This window comes from Flavobacterium gyeonganense, assembly GCF_029625295.1.
In the GTDB taxonomy this organism is placed as follows: Bacteria; Bacteroidota; Bacteroidia; order Flavobacteriales; family Flavobacteriaceae; genus Flavobacterium; species Flavobacterium gyeonganense.
Map to the genome: position 1 here is coordinate 335,585 of NZ_CP121112.1, position 19,606 is coordinate 355,190.

Here is a 19,606-nt window from a genome sequence, read left to right on the forward strand (position 1 = left end):
TATACCAATTAACAACCATTAAAACAGTATAATTTTGCCTTATTAATTTAAAACAAAAAATCACCATCATGGAATATAGAAAATTAGGCAACTCTGAACTTGAATTATCAACAATCACTTACGGTGCTTTTGCAATTGGCGGAACTATGTGGGCAGGAACAGATAAGAAAGATTCAATCAACTCCATTCACGCTTCAATCGATCATGGTGTTACCACAATCGACACTGCGCCTTTTTACGGATTCGGCTTAAGCGAAGAAATGATTGGCGAAGCTGTCAAAAGTCACGATCGTTCAAAAATTCAGTTATTGACTAAATTCGGTTTGGTTTGGGACGGAAGCAATAAAGGAAAAGGCGATTACTTTTTCGATGCCGATGACAACGGGAAAAAAGTGCCGATTTACAAATATTCATCTAAACAAAACGTAATTAAAGAAATCGAAGAAAGCTTAAAACGCCTTCAAACCGATTATATCGATTTACTGCAAATTCACTGGCCAGACGTTACAACGCCAATTTCTGAAACCATGGAAGCTGTTGAAACGCTAATTCAGCAGGGAAAAATAAGAGCTTTCGGAGTAAGTAATTATAATATTTCACAAATTCAGGAAGCGCAAAAAACAGTTCAGGTTGTTTCTGATCAGGTTGCGTACAGTATGCTGAACCGTAAAATTGAGGATGACCTAATTCCGTTTACTCTTGCAGAAAACATAGGAATCATCGCTTACAGCCCTATGGAAAGAGGTTTACTGACTGGAAAATATTTCTTAGACAGCAAATTAAAAGAAAACGACCACAGAAATGGTTATTTCGGAAAATTCGATCTTCAGCAGGTGAAAACCTTAATCGAGGAATTGAGTTCTTTAGCCCATTCAAAACACGTTTCAATTTCGCAGTTAGTTTTACGCTGGACGACTTTACAAAAAGGAATTGCAATAGTTTTAGCCGGCGCCAGAAACGCAGAACAAGCCATTTTAAACGCCAAAACAATGGATTTCGATTTATCATCTTCAGAATTAGAGTTTATCAATCAGGCAATTGCTAAAATAAAATAATCTTTAAACATATAGAAACATAGAATTTCCTTGTAAACAAACATAGTCTGCTCAATCTTGTCATTCCGAGGAACGAGGAATCTTCGCGAGAAACTCTACAAAGATTAGCGACTCTCTATGCGGAGCTACTTACGGAGATTCCTCGTTCCTCGGAATGACAAACTTTGAGAACTTTATGCGAAAAACTAGTTTTTAAAACCTATGTTTCTATGTATTAAAAACAAATTCACAACAATTAAAATAATTTGGGTGTGTCCCTCCGGGTCGGGCTTTCGGCTATATCTTTTGCTACATTTCATTCCACAAAAGGATATCGCCTCAATCCCTCACAAATCCGTTTTCACAAGAACAATTAAAAATGAAAAAGATATTTATAATTAATGGCGGACAGAAATTCGCACATTCAGGTGGACAATTCAACCAAACCGTTCAGGACTGGACAGTTGAATTTCTTTCAAAAGACAGTACATATGAAATAAAAACAACTCATATCGAAAACGAAATTGATCTTCAGGAAGAAGTGGAAAAATTCGTCTGGGCAGATTTAATCATTTACCACACACCGGTTTGGTGGTTTCAGTTACCAAACCTTTTCAAAAAATACATCGACGACGTTTTCACAGAAGGTCATAACAAAGGAATCTACAAAAGCGACGGAAGAAGTCGCGTAAATCCCGACATCAATTACGGAACCGGCGGACTTTTACACGGACGAAAATACATGCTTACCACAAGCTGGAACGCGCCTGCAACCGCTTTTACACTTCCTGGCGAATTCTTCAACGAAACTTCTGTAGACGACGGTGTGATGTTTGGTTTCCACAAAATGAACCAATTTACAGGCATGCAAAAAGTAAACGGATTTCATTTTCATGATGTCGAAAAAGGCGCAACACCTGAAAATATTGTTATCTTTAAAGAAAATTATACCAATCATTTAAAAGAAATTTTTAAAACTTTATAATCATGATTTCAATTACTGCCATCTTCAAAGGTAAACCGGAACATAACGATCAAATACAAAAGATGATGCACCATCTCGTTACTGAGACCAGAAAAGAAACTGCCTGTCTCCGTTACGATTTACATGCAGCCGAAAATGTATTCATCATTTGGGAAGAATGGAAAGACCAGCCGGGACTTGACATACACAATTCACAACCCCATTTAGCCGATTTTATTTCTCAAATCAGAGATCTCGTTTCAGACCCGATTCAGGTTTACAAGACCTCTCAGATTTTATAAATATTATTCCTGCAAGGTTTTGGAAACCTTGCAGGTCAAAACAAACTTTATTTTATCCCTCCAAAAGCCCCGAAACACATATTCTTATGTAAAATTTCGACTTTTGAAAAACCCACTTTCTTCATCAAATCCAATTGATAATTCATCGATCTTGGTGAATCTTCTTTTTCGATATAATCCAAAACTTTCTGGCGATACTCTGCTCCTCCGATTTCTTCTAAATACTCGCCATAACGCTGCCACGTATACTCATTCAACAAATCTGTATCTTGCGTGATTAAGTCCGAAATCATCAAGCAGCCTCCCGGTTTCAACAATTTAAACAACTTAGTAAAAGTCGTTTCCCAATCCTGATCGTCTCTCAAATGATGCAAAACTGCTCCGGCCAAAATAATATCAAAACTATTTTCTTCTAAATCTGCTTCGCGAATATCACCTTGTTTAACTCGTACTTTTCCGTTTGTCACAGCCGAAACTCTTTCAAAAGCCCGATCCAACATTGGCAAGCTCAAATCGACCAAAGTGCAGTTTAAATCCGGTACTTTAGACAACATCATTAAAGTATAATTTCCTGCTCCGCATCCGACATCCAAAACAGTTGCAGCATTCGGAACAATTCGTTTTGAAGCTTCTGTTATTAATTCTAAAGAAATAGTAGCATCGATTGTGGCCACTTGTCCCGTTTCTAAATTTGAAAATCGTTCGACATCATTGTCAAATCGTTCTTTGATTTCTTCAATAGTTGATTTTTTCATGGTCCTGTTTTTTTAATCTCTCACAGATTTCGCGAATCTTTTTGCTATTATATGATCAGGAAATTATTGTGATTTAGAATCATTCATCTAAATTAATAATCTGCTCAATCTGCGAGAGACTTGTTTTTTCTTTTTCAAAACTATCTCTTTCATAAATACTTTAAAAATACTATTTTTATCAATTAATAATACCTTAAAAGTATCATGGAATTACGTCACCTAAAATATTTTCTGGCTGTAGCCGAAGAGCTGAACTTCACCAAAGCTTCAGAAAAACTTTTTATATCTCAGCCTCCCTTAAGCCGGCAAATAGCTGAATTAGAAGAAGAACTTCAGGCAAAACTTTTTATTCGAAACAACAAAAAAGTTGAACTCACCGAAGCAGGAAAATATTTTAGAGATGAAGTAACAGCACTTTTTCAGAATCTGGAACGCATTTCTGTGAAAACAAAAAAAATTGCGGAGAACGTTTCGGGCGAATTCAGAATCGCTTATATCAGTTCGATTTATTCCTCAATCATTTCTGATTTAATAAAACATCTGAAAACACAGTTTCCGTATGTAAATTTCAAACTTTTCGAAGTATCAACCACCAAACAAATCGATGCTTTAGAACAGAGAAAAATTGAGATGGGAATCATCAGATCGCCGATTCATTCACCAAAAATAAAATCGCATTTATGGTTTAAAGACGGATTTTCATTGGTTTACAATAAAAACACTTTTCAGATAAAATCAGAAACCGAAATCTTAAAACTACAAAATGAAACGTTTGTTTTTTTCAATAAAGATTACGCACCGCATTATCATGAAGTCTTATTAGAACTCTGTGCTTTTTATGGCTTTACGCCGAAGATTATTCATGAAGCAAACAATATTAATTCAATTGTACAACTGGTCAAAAACGGATTGGGGATTTCGATTGTACCTTCAAATATTGCAAAAAACAATTCCGATTCTGAGATTGGATTTATTGAATTGAAAAAGGTAAATCTGTTTACGAATGTTTCTTTAATAACCTCAAAAGATGATCTTTCTGAAATCACGCAATCGGCTGTAGAGTTTTTGTTGCCACAAAGGCGTTAGGATGCTAAGTTCTTACATTTTAAAATCTGCGCGAAACAAAAAAGTGAAAGCAATTCATCCTTATACAAAAAATTCGTTACAATTTAGTACAGTAATCCACACCATAAAAAGAGAACTTTTAAATACCTTAGCAAATTATAATTCTACTCAATAAAATCAAATACAAAATGGCTGAACAATCTTCAATTCAGTGCCCGAACTGCGGAACTCCTATCGATGTAAATGATGTTTTGAAACACCAGCTGGAAGATAGCATCCGTAAAGAATTTCAACAAAAAGCCAATATTCAAAACCGTGAATTAGAGCTTAAAAACGAACTATTCGAAAAAGCCAAAGCCGAATTTGAAGCGAAGAAAAAACAGGAAAACGAACTTTTTGCCGAGCGTTTGGACCGTGAAAAAAAAGCAGCGGAAAAAGAAATTGGAGAAAAGCTGAAAACCAAACTGGAAGAAGAAAACAAAGACCGTTTGTTATTGATGGAAAAAGAACTCTCTGAAAAATCTGAAAAAATCAGGGAATTAAACAAAATGGAAGGCGAAATTGCCAAATTACAGCGTGAAAAACTGGAAATGAAAGAAGCAATCCAGGCCGAAGCCGAAAAGCAATTGAATGCACAACTGGCTTTGGAACGCGATAAAATCAGAAAGCAGGAAGACGATAAAAACGAACTAAAATTCAAAGAACTTCAGAAACAGCTCGAAGAACAAAAAAAACTGACGGAAGAAATGAAACGCAAGCAGGAACAAGGATCCATGCAATTGCAGGGCGAAGTAATGGAACTGGCGATCGAAGAATGGCTTGCGAATAACTTCCCGCTGGACAGCATTGACGAAGTTAAAAAAGGCGCCAACGGTGCCGATTGCCTTCAAATTGTGAATACACGAGAACATCAAAACTGCGGTTCGATTTATTACGAAAGCAAACGTACCAAAGCGTTTCAGCCTTCCTGGATTGAGAAATTCAAAAACGATATCAGAACCAAAAAAGCCAATATCGGGGTTTTAGTTACCGAAGTAATGCCGGCCGGAATGGAGCGAATGGGCATGCGTGACGGCATCTGGATTTGTACTTATGACGAGTTTAAAGGCTTGAGCGCAGTTCTGCGCCAGTCAATAATTCAGGTGAGCCAGGCCGTTCAGGCACAGGAAAACAAAGGCGATAAAATGTCAATGCTGTACGATTTTTTAACCAGCAATGAATTCCGCTTGCAGATTGAAGGAATTGTAGAAGGATTTACCCAGATGCAGGGCGATTTAGATGCTGAAAAAAGAGCCATGCAAAGAATCTGGAAACAACGTGAAAAACAAATCGAAAAAGTGGTCCATAACACCTTAGGAATGTACGGTTGTATTCGCGGTATTGCCGGAAATGCAGTTCAGACCGTAAAAGCTTTAGAACTCGATTTTATCGAAGATGCTAATGACGATCCTAAAGAATTAGAATAATTTTTTAGGATAACTATCAGGAGCTTATTCCAGCTGTACACTCTATCTTTTATGGCAAACCCTGCCATAAAAGGATGCCGTTCCCATCTGGGCTAGGCTGTCATTTATTATGACCTTTAAAAATTCAAAAGCATTATTTTTCCAAATTATAGTCCAATTTTTCATGTAGAATTGTTAAGAAATTTTGATTTTTATTTTTAGCTAAAAATTCAAGTGATTAGTTTTCAAAGACTTATTTCTTTTTTTTTACTAAAAACTTAACATTGGAAAGCTTGTTTTATAATTATCTTTACTTAACCATCAGTTAACAATTTAGTTACATTGTAAAGATAATTCTCATTAAATGCACTTATAATATGGAAAACAAGACCGAAGAAACAACTCCCGAGAAAATTGATTCTCAAAAAAATGAAAATATTCAGCCGGCTACACAAAACGAAAATCAACCGGAAATAAAAAAGCCTGTCCGCAGAGCTCCGGCTAAAGCAACTCCTGCTAAATCTGCTACAGCGGGCACAGCAAAAACCCCTGTAAAATCTACAGCATCTGCTAAAACGGCAGAAATAAAAAAAGCTCCTGCAAAAAATATAGTATCTACAACGGAACAACCAGAAGAAATAGCTGCAGAATCTGCTGTTACTGAATCAATTCAAACTACAAACGAAGTTGCTGTTACAGAAACTTCAAAAGACAAATCCGATAAAAAGAAGAAAAAAGTGAAAGACAAAGAAAAAGAAAAAGCAAAAAAGAAATTAGCTAAGAAAAAAGAAGAAGCTAAAAAAGACAAAAAGAAAGAAAAAGCGAAAAAAGCAAAACTAAAAGCGGCTGCCAAGAAAAAAGAAAAAGCAAAAAAAGCTAAGGAAAAAGCGAAAGCTAAAAAAATAGCAAAAAAGAAAGCAAAGTCTAAAAAGAAGGCAAAAGCTAAAAAGAAAAAATAATATGAATAAAGGTTTGACTTTAAAGTTGAACCTTTTTTTGTTCCCACTCTTTGTCATTTTGACCGAAGGGAGAAATCACACTAGAAACTCCATAAAGTGTAGTTCCAATCTTTGTCGAATCCCGTTTGTGATTTATCCCTTCGGTCGAAATGACAAGATTCCTTATAATTATTGGCAAAAATATTAGCTTACCCCCCAATCGCAATCATACTGCGATTATCGAAGTGCAGTTTCGGATCATCCATTTCAGAAATCGTGGCCATACCAGATCTTACTTTCTTCTTGCTTTTTACAGAAGCCGAAATCAATTCGGTAATTGATTCGCCATTCCTGAAAGCAGTCAGCAAATCGGTTTCAGAATTGGAAAAAAGACAGTTTTTAATTTTTCCGTTTGCCGTGAGGCGGATTCGGTTACAGCTGTCACAAAACGGATTTGTAATTGAACTTATGATTCCAAAATCGCCCTGAAAACCTTTGATTTTATAGGTTCTGGCGGTAAAATTTTTTTCATCCTCCAATTTCTGAATTTTATCAGAAGTAAAACAAGTTTCAACCTTTGATAAAATTTCATTTTGTGATACCATTTTGCTTCTGTCCCACTCATTTCCGGCGAAAGGCATAAACTCAATAAAACGGACAGAAATGGGCAAAAACTCTGTTAAATTGACAAAGTCGGTAATTTCGTTATCATTAAAACCTTTCATCAAAACAACATTTACTTTCACCTGAAAATCATGATTCAGCAGTAAATGCAGATTATCAATCACTTTCTCAAACTGATTTCGAAGCGTTATCGAATGAAATTTTGATGCTACCAGTGTATCCAGACTCAGGTTGATTTTTTTGATTCCGACCTGTTTTAAAACGTCAATATGCCGGTCGATTAAAATACCGTTGGTTGTAATGGAAAGTGAAACTTCTAAGGCTGATAATTTCGAAACAATTTCAGGAAAATCTTTTCGCAACAAAGGCTCTCCGCCAGTTAATCTGATTTTATCGACACCATTTTGTACGAAGGTTTGGGCAATGGAAAAAATCTCATCCGCGGTCATTAGACTGGCTTTTGGAGACAATACGATTCCGTCAGCGGGCATGCAATAGGTACAACGCAGATTGCATTTCTCTAACAGCGAAATACGCAAATAATTGTGTTTTCGCCCAAAATCATCCGTTAAAATGGTTTTAGAGGGTGTCATGATTTTTTCCTTTTAAAATATGAAAAACGTGCAGTAAATGCGGAAAAACAGCATCCATAGATTCTCTCGCTCCGTTTGTTGATCCCGGCAAAGCCAAAACCACACTTTTCCCTAAAGTACCTGCAACCGTTCTGGATAACATGGCATAAGGCATTCGTTGCTGACCATAATCACGGATAGCTTCTTCGATTCCGGGAATTCTGCTTTCTAATAATGGCGTAAGCGCTTCGGGCGTTACATCCCTTGGCGATAACCCTGTTCCTCCTGTAAAAATAACCAGATGATTCTCTTTGACGAAAGCCTTCGTTTTTTCCTGAATAATTTCTAACTCATCCGGAATAACTTCGTAATGAGACGTTTCAACTCCGTAAGAATCTAACTTTTCTACAATGATTTTTCCGGATCGGTCTTCTTTATCACCTGCAAAAATAGAGTCGGAACAAACAAAAACTGCTGCTTTTATTGTGTACGGAAATTTATTTTTGAAAGACGATTTACCGCCTTCTTTGTTGATTAATTTGATGGTTGAGATTTCGATTTCTTTATCAATTGGTTTCAGCATATCGTACATCGTAAGCGCTACAATTGATGCCCCGTGCATCGCTTCAACTTCTACTCCGGTTTTGTAAACTGTTTTTACATTAAAAATAATCTGAATCGTTAAATCCTCAATTTTATATTCAACCGACGTATATTCAATTGGTAATGGATGGCAATCCGGAATCGATAAATGCGTGTTTTTTACCGCAAATAATCCGGCCGTTTTGGCCATTTCGAGCACATTCCCTTTTGGAACCAGATTATTGACCACTGCATCAATTGTTTCCTGTTTGCTGACTTTGACAATTGCTGTTGCGGTTGCTTTTCTTAATGTGCTTATTTTATGCGTAATATCTACCATTTTAGGTGTTTTGTTTCCATGTGAATGTATCGTTTTCAAACATTTCCTTGCCAAAAATCGGCACATCGGTTTTAATCCAGTTCACAATAGCCTCTGTGGCCTCGTAGACTTGTTTCCTGCGTGTTGCCGATACAAATACGAACAAACAGATTTCACCCGCTTTTACAACTCCTAAACTGTGATAAATATGCATACAGGTCAGGTCGAATTTAGCAAATGCTTTTTCCCGGATTGTGTGCAAAGCTTCGTTCGCCATATCCGTATAAGCAGAATAGTCAATCGCAACAACCGTATTGTCATGGATCACATCGGCACGAACCTGACCCAGAAAAATATTGTGTGCCCCAATTGTATGTTTGGATTGATGCTTGGCAATTGACTCCGCAATAAACCCGGGAGAAATTGGCCCTTCTACAAATACATTTTTACTCATTTTTTTTATTTTTATATCAAAGATTTCACAGATTAAAAGTTTTATTTGCCACAAATTATACGAATTTTCAATACTTAATTCTACAAAAAGAATAATCGCAATATTGTCATTTCGACGGAGGAGAAATCCTCGTAAAAAACTCTACAAAGATTGACGACATTCTATACCGAGTTACTTGTGAAGATTCTTCGTTCCTCAGAATGACAAACTGTGCAGACAATTGTGTCTTTTAATCTTTGACTATATTTTTATTTCTTTTTTTAATAATTCTTTCATTGCCAACGCACCGCCTTCAACACTTTTCAGATCTTTAAACTCTTTATTCTGAAGCAATTCAACAGCCATTTTGCTTCGAATTCCGGATTGGCAGAAAACATAAATCGTTTGATTCGGATTCAGTTTTTGTATTTCATTTTCCAGATTCATTAACGGAATCTGAAGACTGTTCCTGAATGTTATTTTTGGAAGTTCATCTTCATTACGAACATCTAAAAACAAGACTTCTTCATTATCAATTTGATTCAAAACTGCTTCAGTTGAAATTTCTTCGACAGTATTTTCTTTCTGAGAGTATTTTCCTTTAAAAATATTTCTGTCCATTACAAAAGAATCATTTTTTTCAAAATCATATTTCTGCTGTTCATTATTCAAAACATTATAAACCAATATCTTTCCACTTAAAATTTCTCCTGTTTCCAGAATCATTTTTATGACTTCATTGGCCTGCAGCATTCCAATAATTCCAACTGAAATTCCGATAACTCCCGCATCCGTACAATTTACAGACGAACTGTTTTCATCAGGATACAAACATCTGTAGGTTGGGCCGTTTTGATAATTAAAAACCGAAACCTGCCCCTGAAACCTGAAAATTGATCCGTAAACCATTGGTTTATTCGTAATCAGACAGGCATCATTTATCAGGTATTTTATTTGAAGGTTATCAGTTGCATCCACAACAATATCATATTTTTCGAATAAACAAATGGCATTTTTACCTGAAAGTTTTTCAGCAACAGCATTTACTTTAACGTCGGAATTTAATGCTGTTACCATTGATTTGGCTTCTTCAACCTTATATTTTCCGACAGATGAATTTTTATAAATTACCTGACGCTGCAAATTTGAAAGTTCCACAACATCATCATCAACAATTCCGATTTCACCAACTCCGGCAGCTGCCAGATAAGGCAGTATCGCAGCACCCAGACCTCCTGCACCAATAATTAAAACTTTGGATTTTAATAATTTGTACTGGCCTGTTTCTCCAATTTCGGGAAGCATTATTTGTCGGTTATAACGGGAAGATGCATTCATAAATTGTAAATTATCCTCCCGCAAAAGGAGGTAATAAAGCGACAATATCGCTAGACTTTAAAGCATAATCGGTTGTTCTTGAAACTATTTTCTGATTGACGGCAACGCTGAAAGAAAGCGATTCAAAACGGTATTTTTCTTCTAAACCCTGCAATAAATCCTGCAGTGAAATATTCGAAGAAACCACATTTTCAAAAGTGCATTGTGTTTTTTCGGCAACAGCTCCAAAATACTTAACTTCAATCATTATTATAGATTTAAATTCTGAAATATAAATTCGTCTTCAAAATGTTCCTGAAAATAAGAGGTCAGTTTTGAAGTATTTTTTACCACTTCACCAATTACAATAATCGCTGGTGATGAAATGTTTTTTTCAGCAACTAATTTAGTAATTGAACTAATGTTACCCACTACTTTTTGTTCTGAATTTTTAGTTCCGTTTTGGATAATGGCAATCGGTAAATCGTCAGTTCTGTTTTCCTTATAAATGGAAATGATTTCATCTAACTTGTGCATTCCCATCAAAATAACCACTGTCGCAGCTGATTTTGAAGCCAAATGTACATCTTTTGACAATTCATGACTGGAAGTTGTACCTGTAATTACCCAGAAACTCTCTGCTATTTTTCGTTGTGTAAGGCTTATTCCTACTGAAGCAGGAACACCTAATGCTGATGAAATTCCCGGTACAACTGCCGTTTCCAAACCAAATTTTTCTGAATATTCGATTTCTTCGCTTCCGCGTCCAAAAATAAACGGATCTCCACCTTTCAAACGAACCACATGTCCGTAACGGTTGGCCATCGAAACAATCAATTCGTTAATTTGATCTTGTGTATAAGCATGGCATCCCAGACGTTTCCCTACAAAAACAATCTCTGCCTGAGCTGCATATTGCAATAATTCTTCATTGACAAGCGCATCATACAAAACTACGTCGGCATTTTCTAACGCTTTAATTGCTTTTAGCGTAATCAATTCAACATCTCCCGGCCCTGCGCCTACTACTGTTAATTTTGGTGTTCTTACATTATGCATAATCTATTAACTTAAATTGATATTCAGGTCGTTTAATTCGTCGGCCGAATTAATATTAGTTAAAGGAAAGTTTTCGCTTTCGTCTATTTTTATAATCTGATGAGGCACTTTCGATAGAAAATCCATCATTTTCAGTTCATTGTTGTCAATCGCTTCTTTTATGAGTGGAATTATTTTTTTCGAATAAATTCCGATTAAAGGATGTATTCTGCTTTCTGTCGCAAATATGGTAATTTGGGCTTCCTGATTGTGTTTTGATATCAATTCAGTCAACAATTCTGAAGAAATCAACGGAATGTCACAACTCAGGATCAGGTTAAATTCGGTTTCAGAATTCTCCAATACTGTATAAATTCCACCCAAAGGCCCTTTATCTTTAACGATATCTGCTGTTTTTTGATAAGGCAAATAATCGTAATCATTCGTATTCGTAATCAACTGAATATTTTTAGTTACAGGTAAAATCGCCTGAATGATATGCTCTATAAATGGTTTCTCCTGAAATAAAACCAATCCTTTCTCTGACTTCATTCTGGAGCTTTTTCCTCCGCAAAGAATAAATGCTGTTAGTGTTTTCATATCAGATTATTTATTGGTTTTACAATTCGATTAAGGAAAAATCAATTTTATACTTGCCATCAAAATCACAGTTCCTAACACTATTTTTAAGGTTTTGTTCGAAAAATAACCACTTCCGTAAAATCCGCCTAACATTCCGCCTATGACTGCAATCGGAACCAGATAAAAACTCTCTATCGGAATAATTTTTCCTCCCAAAAGAAATCCTAACATTCCGGCAAATGAATTGACAAATATGAACAGACTCGAAATAGCCGCTGATTCTTTTACTGAAGCCCATCCCAGAAACAATAAAATCGGACTTAAGATAATGCCACCGCCAATACCCAACATCCCTGACAACAAACCAATTACAAATCCGATTGCCAACGCAAAAGGTAATTGAATCTTAACGGCTTCTTTTTCCTTAAAATTAAATATTCCGAACAGTCTTAAAGCTGCAAATACCAGAACAATTCCTAAAATAACTTTATAAATTGTATTATCCAGCGTAATAAATCCGCCAATAAAAGCTGCCGGTACAGAAGCTATCGCAAACGGATAAAACAACTTAGGTTTAAAATAATTCATTCTGTAATAAAACAAAAATGAAATACTCGAAACAAATAAATTCAGTAACAAAGCTGAAGGTTTCATAATCGCCACCGGAAAAGCAAAAATCGTCATTAAAGCCAAATAACCTGATGCTCCGCCATGCCCTACACTTGAGTACAAAAACGCAATCACGATTAATGCGAAGCTGAATAAGATTATATTTTCGGAAGTAAGTAAATTCATTTTGTTTCAGGTTTTCTTTGTTTCAGGTTACGCTATATGTTTATTTTTACACACTGCGTTTTAAAACTGAAATTCTTTATTCTTTATTCTTTATTCTTTATTCTTTATTCTTTATTCTTTATTCTTTATTCTAATCAATCGGCAATAATGTTACCAATTGTTCTTTTTTAAGGTTTTCAAAATCATTTGGTACAATGAGCAAACAATTTGCTGTTGCAAAAGTGTTGAGCATTGCTGAGCTCTGGCCGTCTAAAACCGTTACATGGGTTTCATCATACAAAGCTTTTAAGAACAATGTTTTTCCCGAATTATTAGAAATTCCGGCGTTTAATTTTCGGACTAATTTTGGCAGATGAATATCCGAAAATCCCATTCGGTTTCGGATTGCCGGATACACATATACATAAAAATTAGTCAGTGATGAAGCCGGATTTCCCGGTAAAGCAAAAACCAAAGTTTCATTTTTAGAACCGAAAAACATCGGTTTACCTGGCTTCTGATTGATTTTATAAAAAAGTTCTTTGACTCCGTTTTTCAATAATGCTTCTTTAACAAAATCATAATCCCCAACTGAAATTCCACCGGAAATTAAAACTATATCATATTTTTCCAGTATGTCTTTTAAAGCATTTTTAGTCGCTTTAAGATTGTCTTTTACCTTAAAAACCTTTGTTTTCTTTATACCAATCGTTTGAAGTGCCGCCTGAAGCATTATGGAATTACTTTCGTAAATTTTTCCTTTTGGCAATTTTTTTCCTGGCTTTACCAATTCATTTCCAGTAACTAAAATGGCTACTTTCGGCTTTTTGTAAACCGTAATTTCAGTAATTCCTAAACAAGCCAAAAAACCAATTGCAGCCGGTGTAATTAAAGTATTCACTTCAAAAACAACATCTTCTTTATTAATCTGTTCTCCTTTTGCACGGACATTTGCAAACTTTTCCGGCATTTGGGCAATCAAAATCGAATTTTCATTCGCCATAACATGCTCCTGCATCACAACTGTATCCGCATCATCCGGAACAAAAGCCCCAGTAAAAATCCTTACTGCTTCATTTTCTTTCAGTTTTATATTAGAATGATCACCCGCTTGTGAACTGCTTACCACATCGTATTGATGTTTTCTGCTGTGAATGAAAGCATAACCATCCATTGCGGACTGGCGAAACGGCGGCATTGCAATTGGCGAATAAACCGTCTCCGCTAAAACATATCCCAGTGCTTTTCTCACTGCTATTTTTTGCAATGGCATTTTCGAACTGTTTTCAGCTACGATTGTTAAAGCTTCATTTACTTGTATCATTTAACTAAATATAAAACTAAGTAAAAATACTTAATACAAATATAAGTATTTTTTACTAGTATGATTAAAAAATTTAATTTATTTTTCTCCCCATAAAATTACTCTAATTTATTTAAAATCACGGCTTAAAATTGAATGTTGTTTTGGGCTTAAAATTCTTCAATTTAGATTCAAAGAGATTTTTTAAGACTTACCTACAATTTTTTTACAATTTAAATAATAATAAAAATGAATAAATGTGGTATAAAATACTACATTTAATTCCTAAATAAATTTTATTTTTTAACATTTGTTTGACTTCATAAAAAACAATAATCACTTAATAATCAAAATATTAAACCCTTTTCTTAAAGGAAAATTTTATTTTTTTCAATTTATTATTAAAAAAAATGCAGCAAATTTTTGGATATTATTATATTAAATTTAACTTTGTCTATAGGATTAATAGAGTTTAAAACTTATTTAAAACCATAAACAACTGCATTTTGAAAACAAACGAAAGCATATCATATTTTATCTCTTCTACAAAAAATACTTATAACACATCTTGTTGTTGTATGTGCTTCTGTTGCTAATTGCGAAAGCAATTCTTTGTTCATTTTCAATTCTAAACTCTAATTGAAATAAACAATCACCATAATTCAAAAATTATTGTTTACTGCAAATCTGTTCCACACAATTATTTGTGCCGAAACAGCATTTGAAACTATATCTGAAAACAAAAAAATTAAATTAAAAATGAAAAAATGAAAAAGATGCACAACAGCTGCTGTAAATAAAGAAAAAAAGCCATTTCTGCGGCAACAGAAATGGCGTGGCTTAAAGAAAATTTATCGCTAAATAAAAGAAACACGAGAGAGTTGAAAAATCAACTTTCAGGGCTTCTTGTTAATTACTTAAACCAATACAAAGAAATGAAAAAAAATATAAATGTTTACACATTATTATTTTTCCTGTTTTTTCTATCAGGAATAAATGCACAAAATACAACTCCCCTTATTCAGTCTAAACTGGATGGGACAATAGTGGATGACATTACAAACCAGCCCATTATTGGAGCTTCAGTTATAATTAAAGGAACGACACACGGGGTTCAGACAGATACTGAAGGAAAATTTTATTTTCAAACGGGTCAGAAATTTCCTTACACCTTAATCATAAGTTACATAGGATATAAGAAATTAGAATTTATAGTAGAGAAAAATCCCGTAACGATTCATTTAAAAGAAGAAAGACAAGAACTTGATGAATTAGTTGTTGTAGGTTATGGAACTCAAAAAGAAAAAGACATTACCGGTTCTGTAGCTTCTGTACCAAAAGCAAATTTATCTCAGGTAACTTCATCAGCAGATAATCTGTTGCGAGGCGCAGTTGCCGGAGTGGTAGTAACACAAAGTTCCGGACGTCCAGGTGCATCTTCAAGTGTACGTATACGTGGAGGAAACTCAATCACAGCGGGTAACGAGCCTTTATATGTAGTAGACGGAATTTTAATTTACAATGATAATAATAACAGTTCTGCCGGAATATCAAATGCCGGAGCAAGTTTAAATGTTTTGTCTACTATAAATCCTGCTGATATTGAATCTATTGAAGTTCTTAAAGATGCCTCTGCAACTGCAATTTACGGTTCTCGTGGTGCTAATGGTGTTGTTATTATTACCACTAAAAAAGGAACAAAAGGACAAGATAATATTTCTTACCAAGGTTATTTTGGGTTTCAGAATGTTTCTAAAAAACTTCATGTTATGAATGCCAGCCAATGGGCAAGTTTACGAAATGATGTACAGGCAAGTATTGGTCAGGCTCCATCTTTTTCTGCAGCACAGATAGAAGCATTTAAAACTTCTGGAAGCTACGACTGGCAGGATGCAGCGTTTAGAACTGCGGCTCCGGTTCAAAACCATCAATTGTCATTTTCAGGCGGAGACGAAAGATCAAGATATGCGGTTTCTGCAGGATATTTTGATCAGGAAGGTACTGTTTTGGGATCTGATTTTAGACGTATCTCTCTTCGTATCAATTACGAAAGAAACTATTCTCAAAACTTTAAATTTGGTATTAATGCCAATTATAGTAACTCACTTTCTAATGGCATAGCAAATAACGGAAGCGGCGGAAGAAATCCAAACCCTTTGGTTAGTGTTTTGTTAACTGCTCCTGTAGTGCCAATTAGAAATGAAAACGGAAGTTATAACGTAACTAACAATCCATATGCAACTTCTGTTAACGGTTTTGTTCCAAACCCTATTAATGATTTGGAAAATACAATTAACGAAACTAAAATCAACAGGATTCTAACAAGCTTATTTGGTGAATATAAAATCACTAAAAAACTGACTGCTAAAGTGGCTGTAAGCGGTGATATAATCGATACAAAACAAAACTATTATGCCCCTGCCAATACATCAAATGGTGCAGGAACAAAAGGTTCTGCTTCAGTTGGAGACAGATTAGTAAGTTCTGTTTTAAATGAAAATACGCTGAACTACAATACCAACTTTGGTGAAAACCATAAATTCTCGGCTTTGGGAGGTTATACACTTCAATATACGCAAGGAGAAGTTGTAAATGCCGGTGCTAATACGTTTGTAAATGATGCTAATACTTATAATGCTTTACAAGATGGTGTAGCAGTAAAACCATATAGTGACGCCTACGAAAGTGTTTTAAAATCCTGGCTTGCAAGAGTTAATTATTCTTATAAAGGAAAATACAACTTTACACTTTCTGCCCGTGCCGACGGATCTTCAAGATTTGGTTCTGAATCACGCTGGGGTTATTTCCCGTCAGCAGGTTTCTCATGGAATATTACAGATGAAGAATTTGCAAACAATATCAAAGGTGTAACTGAGGCAAAACTTAGAATTACTGCCGGAACAACAGGAAATCAGGAAATTGGAAACTATCTGGCGTTAGCTCAAATGGGTTCTGTAAACTATTCTTTTGGCGGAATATTATACACAGGACTTGCTCCTACCCGATTATCAAATACGGATTTGAAATGGGAAAAAACAACACAGTATAATGTTGGTTTGGATTTATCATTATTTGAAAGAAAAATCAATTTTGTTTTTGATGTGTATTACAAAAAAACAAACGATTTGTTAATCAGCGTTCCGGTGCCGCTTACTTCCGGATATGCAAGTGTACTTCAAAATATCGGAGGTGTTGAAAATAAAGGTATTGAGATTGGTTTAAATACAGAAAACCTAAAAACAGAAAATTTCTCATGGAATTCGAACCTTGTGTTTTCTGCTAACAGAAACAAAGTGGTAGCAATTGGAAACGGAGTCAATCAGTTTTTTCCAGTAGTTCCAAACGGATCTTTATTGCAGCAGCAGCCTGTTACGGTAAAAGTTGGCCTGCCATTAGGAACTTTCTGGGGATATAGAACAAACGGAGTTTTTCAGACTCAGGAAGAAGTCAACACACAGCCAAAAATCAACAGTTTAGCCAACACAAAAGTAGGAGACAGAAAATATGTTGATACAAACGGAGACGGTGTAATTACAGCTCTTGACAAAGGCAATTTAGGTTCTTCACAGCCAAAATTTGTTGGAAGTTTCAGCAATACCATTTCATACAATGATTTCGATTTAAATTTCTCTTTTCAAGGTTCTTACGGTGCAAAAATCTTCAATGCTTTAAATCAGCAGTTAGAAATTTCAACTCTTGGAACAAATGCAAATGTGACTTTAGAAGATCGCTGGACACCTACAAATCCAAGTAATGAAATTCCGAGAGCAACAAGTTCACCGTTAGGAATTGTTTCTGAGCGTTATGTAGAAGATGCTTCTTTCTTACGATTAAAACTAATCACGCTTGGTTATACATTACCAAAAAGCACTTCTAAAAAACTGGGAGCAAAAAGTGTAAAATTCTATGTTTCTGCAGAAAACCTTGTTACATGGACAAAATACACTGGTTATGATCCTGAGGTAAGTTCATATGAACAAAACAACTTATATCCGGGAATTGATTTTGGTTCTTATCCAAACTCAAAAACATTCATCTCGGGCCTGAACGTAACTTTCTAAGTAAAAAAAATATATCAAAATGAAAAAGATTATAATAACATTCCTTTTAAGTGCCGGACTATTTGTATCGTGCACGGACCTGGAGGTAACACCAACCTCTTTTGTAACCGAAGATAAATACTTCATCACTCAGGATGATGCTGTTGCGAGTGTAACAGCGGTTTATGCTTCTTTAAGCCTTGATCCGGGAGAGCAGAGTTTATTTGGAAGAAACCTTTATTTCCTTACAGATATGGGTTCTGATTATGCTGCAGCCGGAGTTTCTGCAACAAACCCACAGGTTAGAGCTTTGAGCAGTTTAACGCACGATGCAACTTCAGACCGTGTTCAGGTGGCTTGGAGACAAATTTATGCGGGAATTAACAGAGCCAATGTTTCGATTGATAATATCCCAAAAGTTACAGGATCTGAAGTTGTAAAAACAAGATTAATCAACGAAGCAAAGTTTATCCGTGGATTACTTTATTTTCAGGCAGTTCGTATTTGGGGCGGTGTTCCAATTGTTTTACACGAACCAACTTCTATTCAATTAGAAAGTTTAAAATCAAGAAGAGCAACTGTAGACGAAGTTTATGCTCAGATTATTAAAGATCTTACAGATGCAGAAAGTTTACCTGCATCTTATACAACTGCTGATGCCGGACGCGCCACTTCCGGAGCTGCAAAAGCGATTTTAGCCAAAGTATATTTAACCCGAAAAGATTGGGCAAATGCTATTTTGAAAGCCAGAGAAGTTATCAACGGCGGATATGGTTATGCTTTATTCGAAAACTTTCAGGATATTTTCACGAAAACAAAAAAGAATGGAAAAGAACATATTTTCTCTGTTCAGTTTGAGCCAAACCAGGCAGGAAACGGTTCTAGCGGAAGCACATTTCAGGCAACTTCATTTACCGGATTTACTGCTACTGAACCGGCAGATATTATTTCGGATGTAGCTTTGTTTTATGATATTTATGCAGCAGGAGATGTAAGAAGAGATGTTAGTTATAAAAAACAATTATTGAATCCCGCTACAGGAACACTTTATACTTTTCCAAAACCTATTTTTAGCAAATATCTTGACCTGACCAATTTAGCAACTCCTTCAAATGTAGCTATTAATTTTCCTGTTATTCGTTATGCAGACATCTTATTGTCTCTGGCAGAAGCTATCAATGAACAAGGAGCGCCAACTGCTGAAGCTTATGAATTGATTAATCAGGTAAGAAGAAGAGCTTTTGGAAAACCAATCACAACGCCAGACTCAACAGTAGATTTAGTTGGATTAAACCAAACCACTTTCAGAGCAGCGATTCAGGAAGAGCGCAAAAAAGAGTTTGTTCAGGAAGGTCAAAGATGGTTTGATTTGGTAAGATGGGGAACTTTAGTTACTGAAATCAAAAAGGTAACTGCAAAAAATTCAGTTTCAGAACGTAATAATCTGTATCCAATTCCGCAAAGCGAAAGAAATATTGATCCGGTAGGATTACCCCAAAATCCAGGCTATTAATAAAAG

Annotated in this window: 18 protein-coding genes; 8 read left to right on the forward strand and 10 right to left on the reverse strand. The window is 35.3% G+C overall.

Translation table 11 applies throughout. The features are described from left to right. Positions 1-68 precede the first annotated feature (68 nt). The 3 genes from P5P89_RS01240 (at position 69) to P5P89_RS01250 (ending at position 2,300) form a co-directional block, all read left to right on the forward strand. On the forward strand, positions 69-1,055 hold the full coding sequence (locus P5P89_RS01240; protein ID WP_278010384.1) for an aldo/keto reductase: 987 nt from the start codon (positions 69-71) through the stop codon (positions 1,053-1,055). Between the two features lie 358 nt (positions 1,056-1,413). Then, the gene (locus tag P5P89_RS01245) at positions 1,414-2,019 is read left to right on the forward strand and encodes an NAD(P)H-dependent oxidoreductase (RefSeq protein WP_278010385.1); all 606 of its coding nucleotides are present in this window, start codon (positions 1,414-1,416) and stop codon (positions 2,017-2,019) included. A gap of 2 nt (positions 2,020-2,021) precedes the next feature. Beyond that, a complete protein-coding gene (locus P5P89_RS01250; RefSeq protein ID WP_278010386.1) occupies positions 2,022-2,300 on the forward strand; it encodes a putative quinol monooxygenase in 279 nt (92 codons plus the stop codon). A gap of 47 nt (positions 2,301-2,347) precedes the next feature. Here the strand turns inward: P5P89_RS01250 and P5P89_RS01255 are convergent, their stop codons facing one another. After that, the gene (locus P5P89_RS01255; RefSeq protein WP_278010387.1) at positions 2,348-3,055 is read right to left on the reverse strand and encodes a class I SAM-dependent methyltransferase; all 708 of its coding nucleotides are present in this window, start codon (positions 3,053-3,055) and stop codon (positions 2,348-2,350) included. A 204-nt stretch (positions 3,056-3,259) separates the two neighbouring features. Between P5P89_RS01255 and P5P89_RS01260 the strand changes: the two genes are divergently transcribed. The 3 genes from P5P89_RS01260 (at position 3,260) to P5P89_RS01270 (ending at position 6,524) form a co-directional block, all read left to right on the forward strand. Beyond that, on the forward strand, positions 3,260-4,141 hold the full coding sequence (locus P5P89_RS01260) for a LysR family transcriptional regulator (RefSeq protein WP_278010388.1): 882 nt from the start codon (positions 3,260-3,262) through the stop codon (positions 4,139-4,141). A gap of 167 nt (positions 4,142-4,308) precedes the next feature. Then, positions 4,309-5,586: a DUF2130 domain-containing protein gene (locus P5P89_RS01265; RefSeq protein WP_278010389.1), complete on the forward strand. Its 1,278-nt coding sequence runs from the start codon at positions 4,309-4,311 to the stop codon at positions 5,584-5,586. A gap of 356 nt (positions 5,587-5,942) precedes the next feature. Continuing rightward, entirely contained in the window at positions 5,943-6,524 is a 582-nt protein-coding gene (locus tag P5P89_RS01270; RefSeq protein WP_278010390.1) for a hypothetical protein, read from the forward strand. A gap of 188 nt (positions 6,525-6,712) precedes the next feature. On the opposite strand, the gene moaA is transcribed toward P5P89_RS01270, so the two are convergent. The 9 genes from moaA to P5P89_RS01315 form a co-directional block, all read right to left on the reverse strand. Further along, entirely contained in the window at positions 6,713-7,720 is a 1,008-nt protein-coding gene (gene moaA / locus P5P89_RS01275) for a GTP 3',8-cyclase MoaA (protein ID WP_278010391.1), read from the reverse strand. Then, complete coding sequence (gene moaCB / locus P5P89_RS01280) at positions 7,707-8,621, reverse strand: bifunctional molybdenum cofactor biosynthesis protein MoaC/MoaB (protein ID WP_278010392.1); 915 nt, start codon at positions 8,619-8,621, stop codon at positions 7,707-7,709. The genes moaA and moaCB overlap by 14 nt, the downstream gene beginning before the upstream one ends. Position 8,622: 1 nt before the next feature. After that, a complete protein-coding gene (locus tag P5P89_RS01285) occupies positions 8,623-9,054 on the reverse strand; it encodes a molybdenum cofactor biosynthesis protein MoaE (RefSeq protein ID WP_278010393.1) in 432 nt (143 codons plus the stop codon). 240 nt (positions 9,055-9,294) lie between these two features. After that, positions 9,295-10,371, reverse strand: a complete 1,077-nt coding sequence (moeB, locus tag P5P89_RS01290) for a HesA/MoeB/ThiF family protein (protein ID WP_278010394.1) — start codon at positions 10,369-10,371, stop codon at positions 9,295-9,297. A gap of 10 nt (positions 10,372-10,381) precedes the next feature. Beyond that, complete coding sequence (locus tag P5P89_RS01295) at positions 10,382-10,618, reverse strand: MoaD/ThiS family protein (RefSeq protein ID WP_278010395.1); 237 nt, start codon at positions 10,616-10,618, stop codon at positions 10,382-10,384. A gap of 2 nt (positions 10,619-10,620) precedes the next feature. Next, positions 10,621-11,409 carry a uroporphyrinogen-III C-methyltransferase gene (gene cobA, locus P5P89_RS01300; protein ID WP_278010396.1) on the reverse strand — a complete coding sequence of 263 codons (789 nt, stop codon included), beginning with the start codon at positions 11,407-11,409 and terminating at the stop codon, positions 10,621-10,623. Positions 11,410-11,415: 6 nt separating this feature from the next. Next, positions 11,416-11,988, reverse strand: coding sequence for a molybdenum cofactor guanylyltransferase (locus P5P89_RS01305; RefSeq protein WP_278010397.1), 573 nt, complete (start codon positions 11,986-11,988; stop codon positions 11,416-11,418). A 30-nt stretch (positions 11,989-12,018) separates the two neighbouring features. Further along, entirely contained in the window at positions 12,019-12,765 is a 747-nt protein-coding gene (locus tag P5P89_RS01310) for a sulfite exporter TauE/SafE family protein (RefSeq protein ID WP_278010398.1), read from the reverse strand. 130 nt (positions 12,766-12,895) lie between these two features. After that, positions 12,896-14,068 carry a molybdopterin molybdotransferase MoeA gene (locus P5P89_RS01315; RefSeq protein ID WP_278010399.1) on the reverse strand — a complete coding sequence of 391 codons (1,173 nt, stop codon included), beginning with the start codon at positions 14,066-14,068 and terminating at the stop codon, positions 12,896-12,898. Positions 14,069-14,982: 914 nt separating this feature from the next. On the opposite strand from P5P89_RS01315, the gene P5P89_RS01320 reads away from it, so the two are divergent. Together P5P89_RS01320 and P5P89_RS01325 are read left to right on the forward strand one after the other, a co-directional pair. Further along, positions 14,983-18,108, forward strand: coding sequence for a SusC/RagA family TonB-linked outer membrane protein (locus P5P89_RS01320; RefSeq protein WP_278010400.1), 3,126 nt, complete (start codon positions 14,983-14,985; stop codon positions 18,106-18,108). Between the two features lie 19 nt (positions 18,109-18,127). Next, positions 18,128-19,600 (forward strand): RagB/SusD family nutrient uptake outer membrane protein, encoded by a 1,473-nt coding sequence (locus P5P89_RS01325; RefSeq protein WP_278010401.1) that lies wholly within the window; start codon positions 18,128-18,130, stop codon positions 19,598-19,600. Positions 19,601-19,606 lie beyond the last annotated feature (6 nt).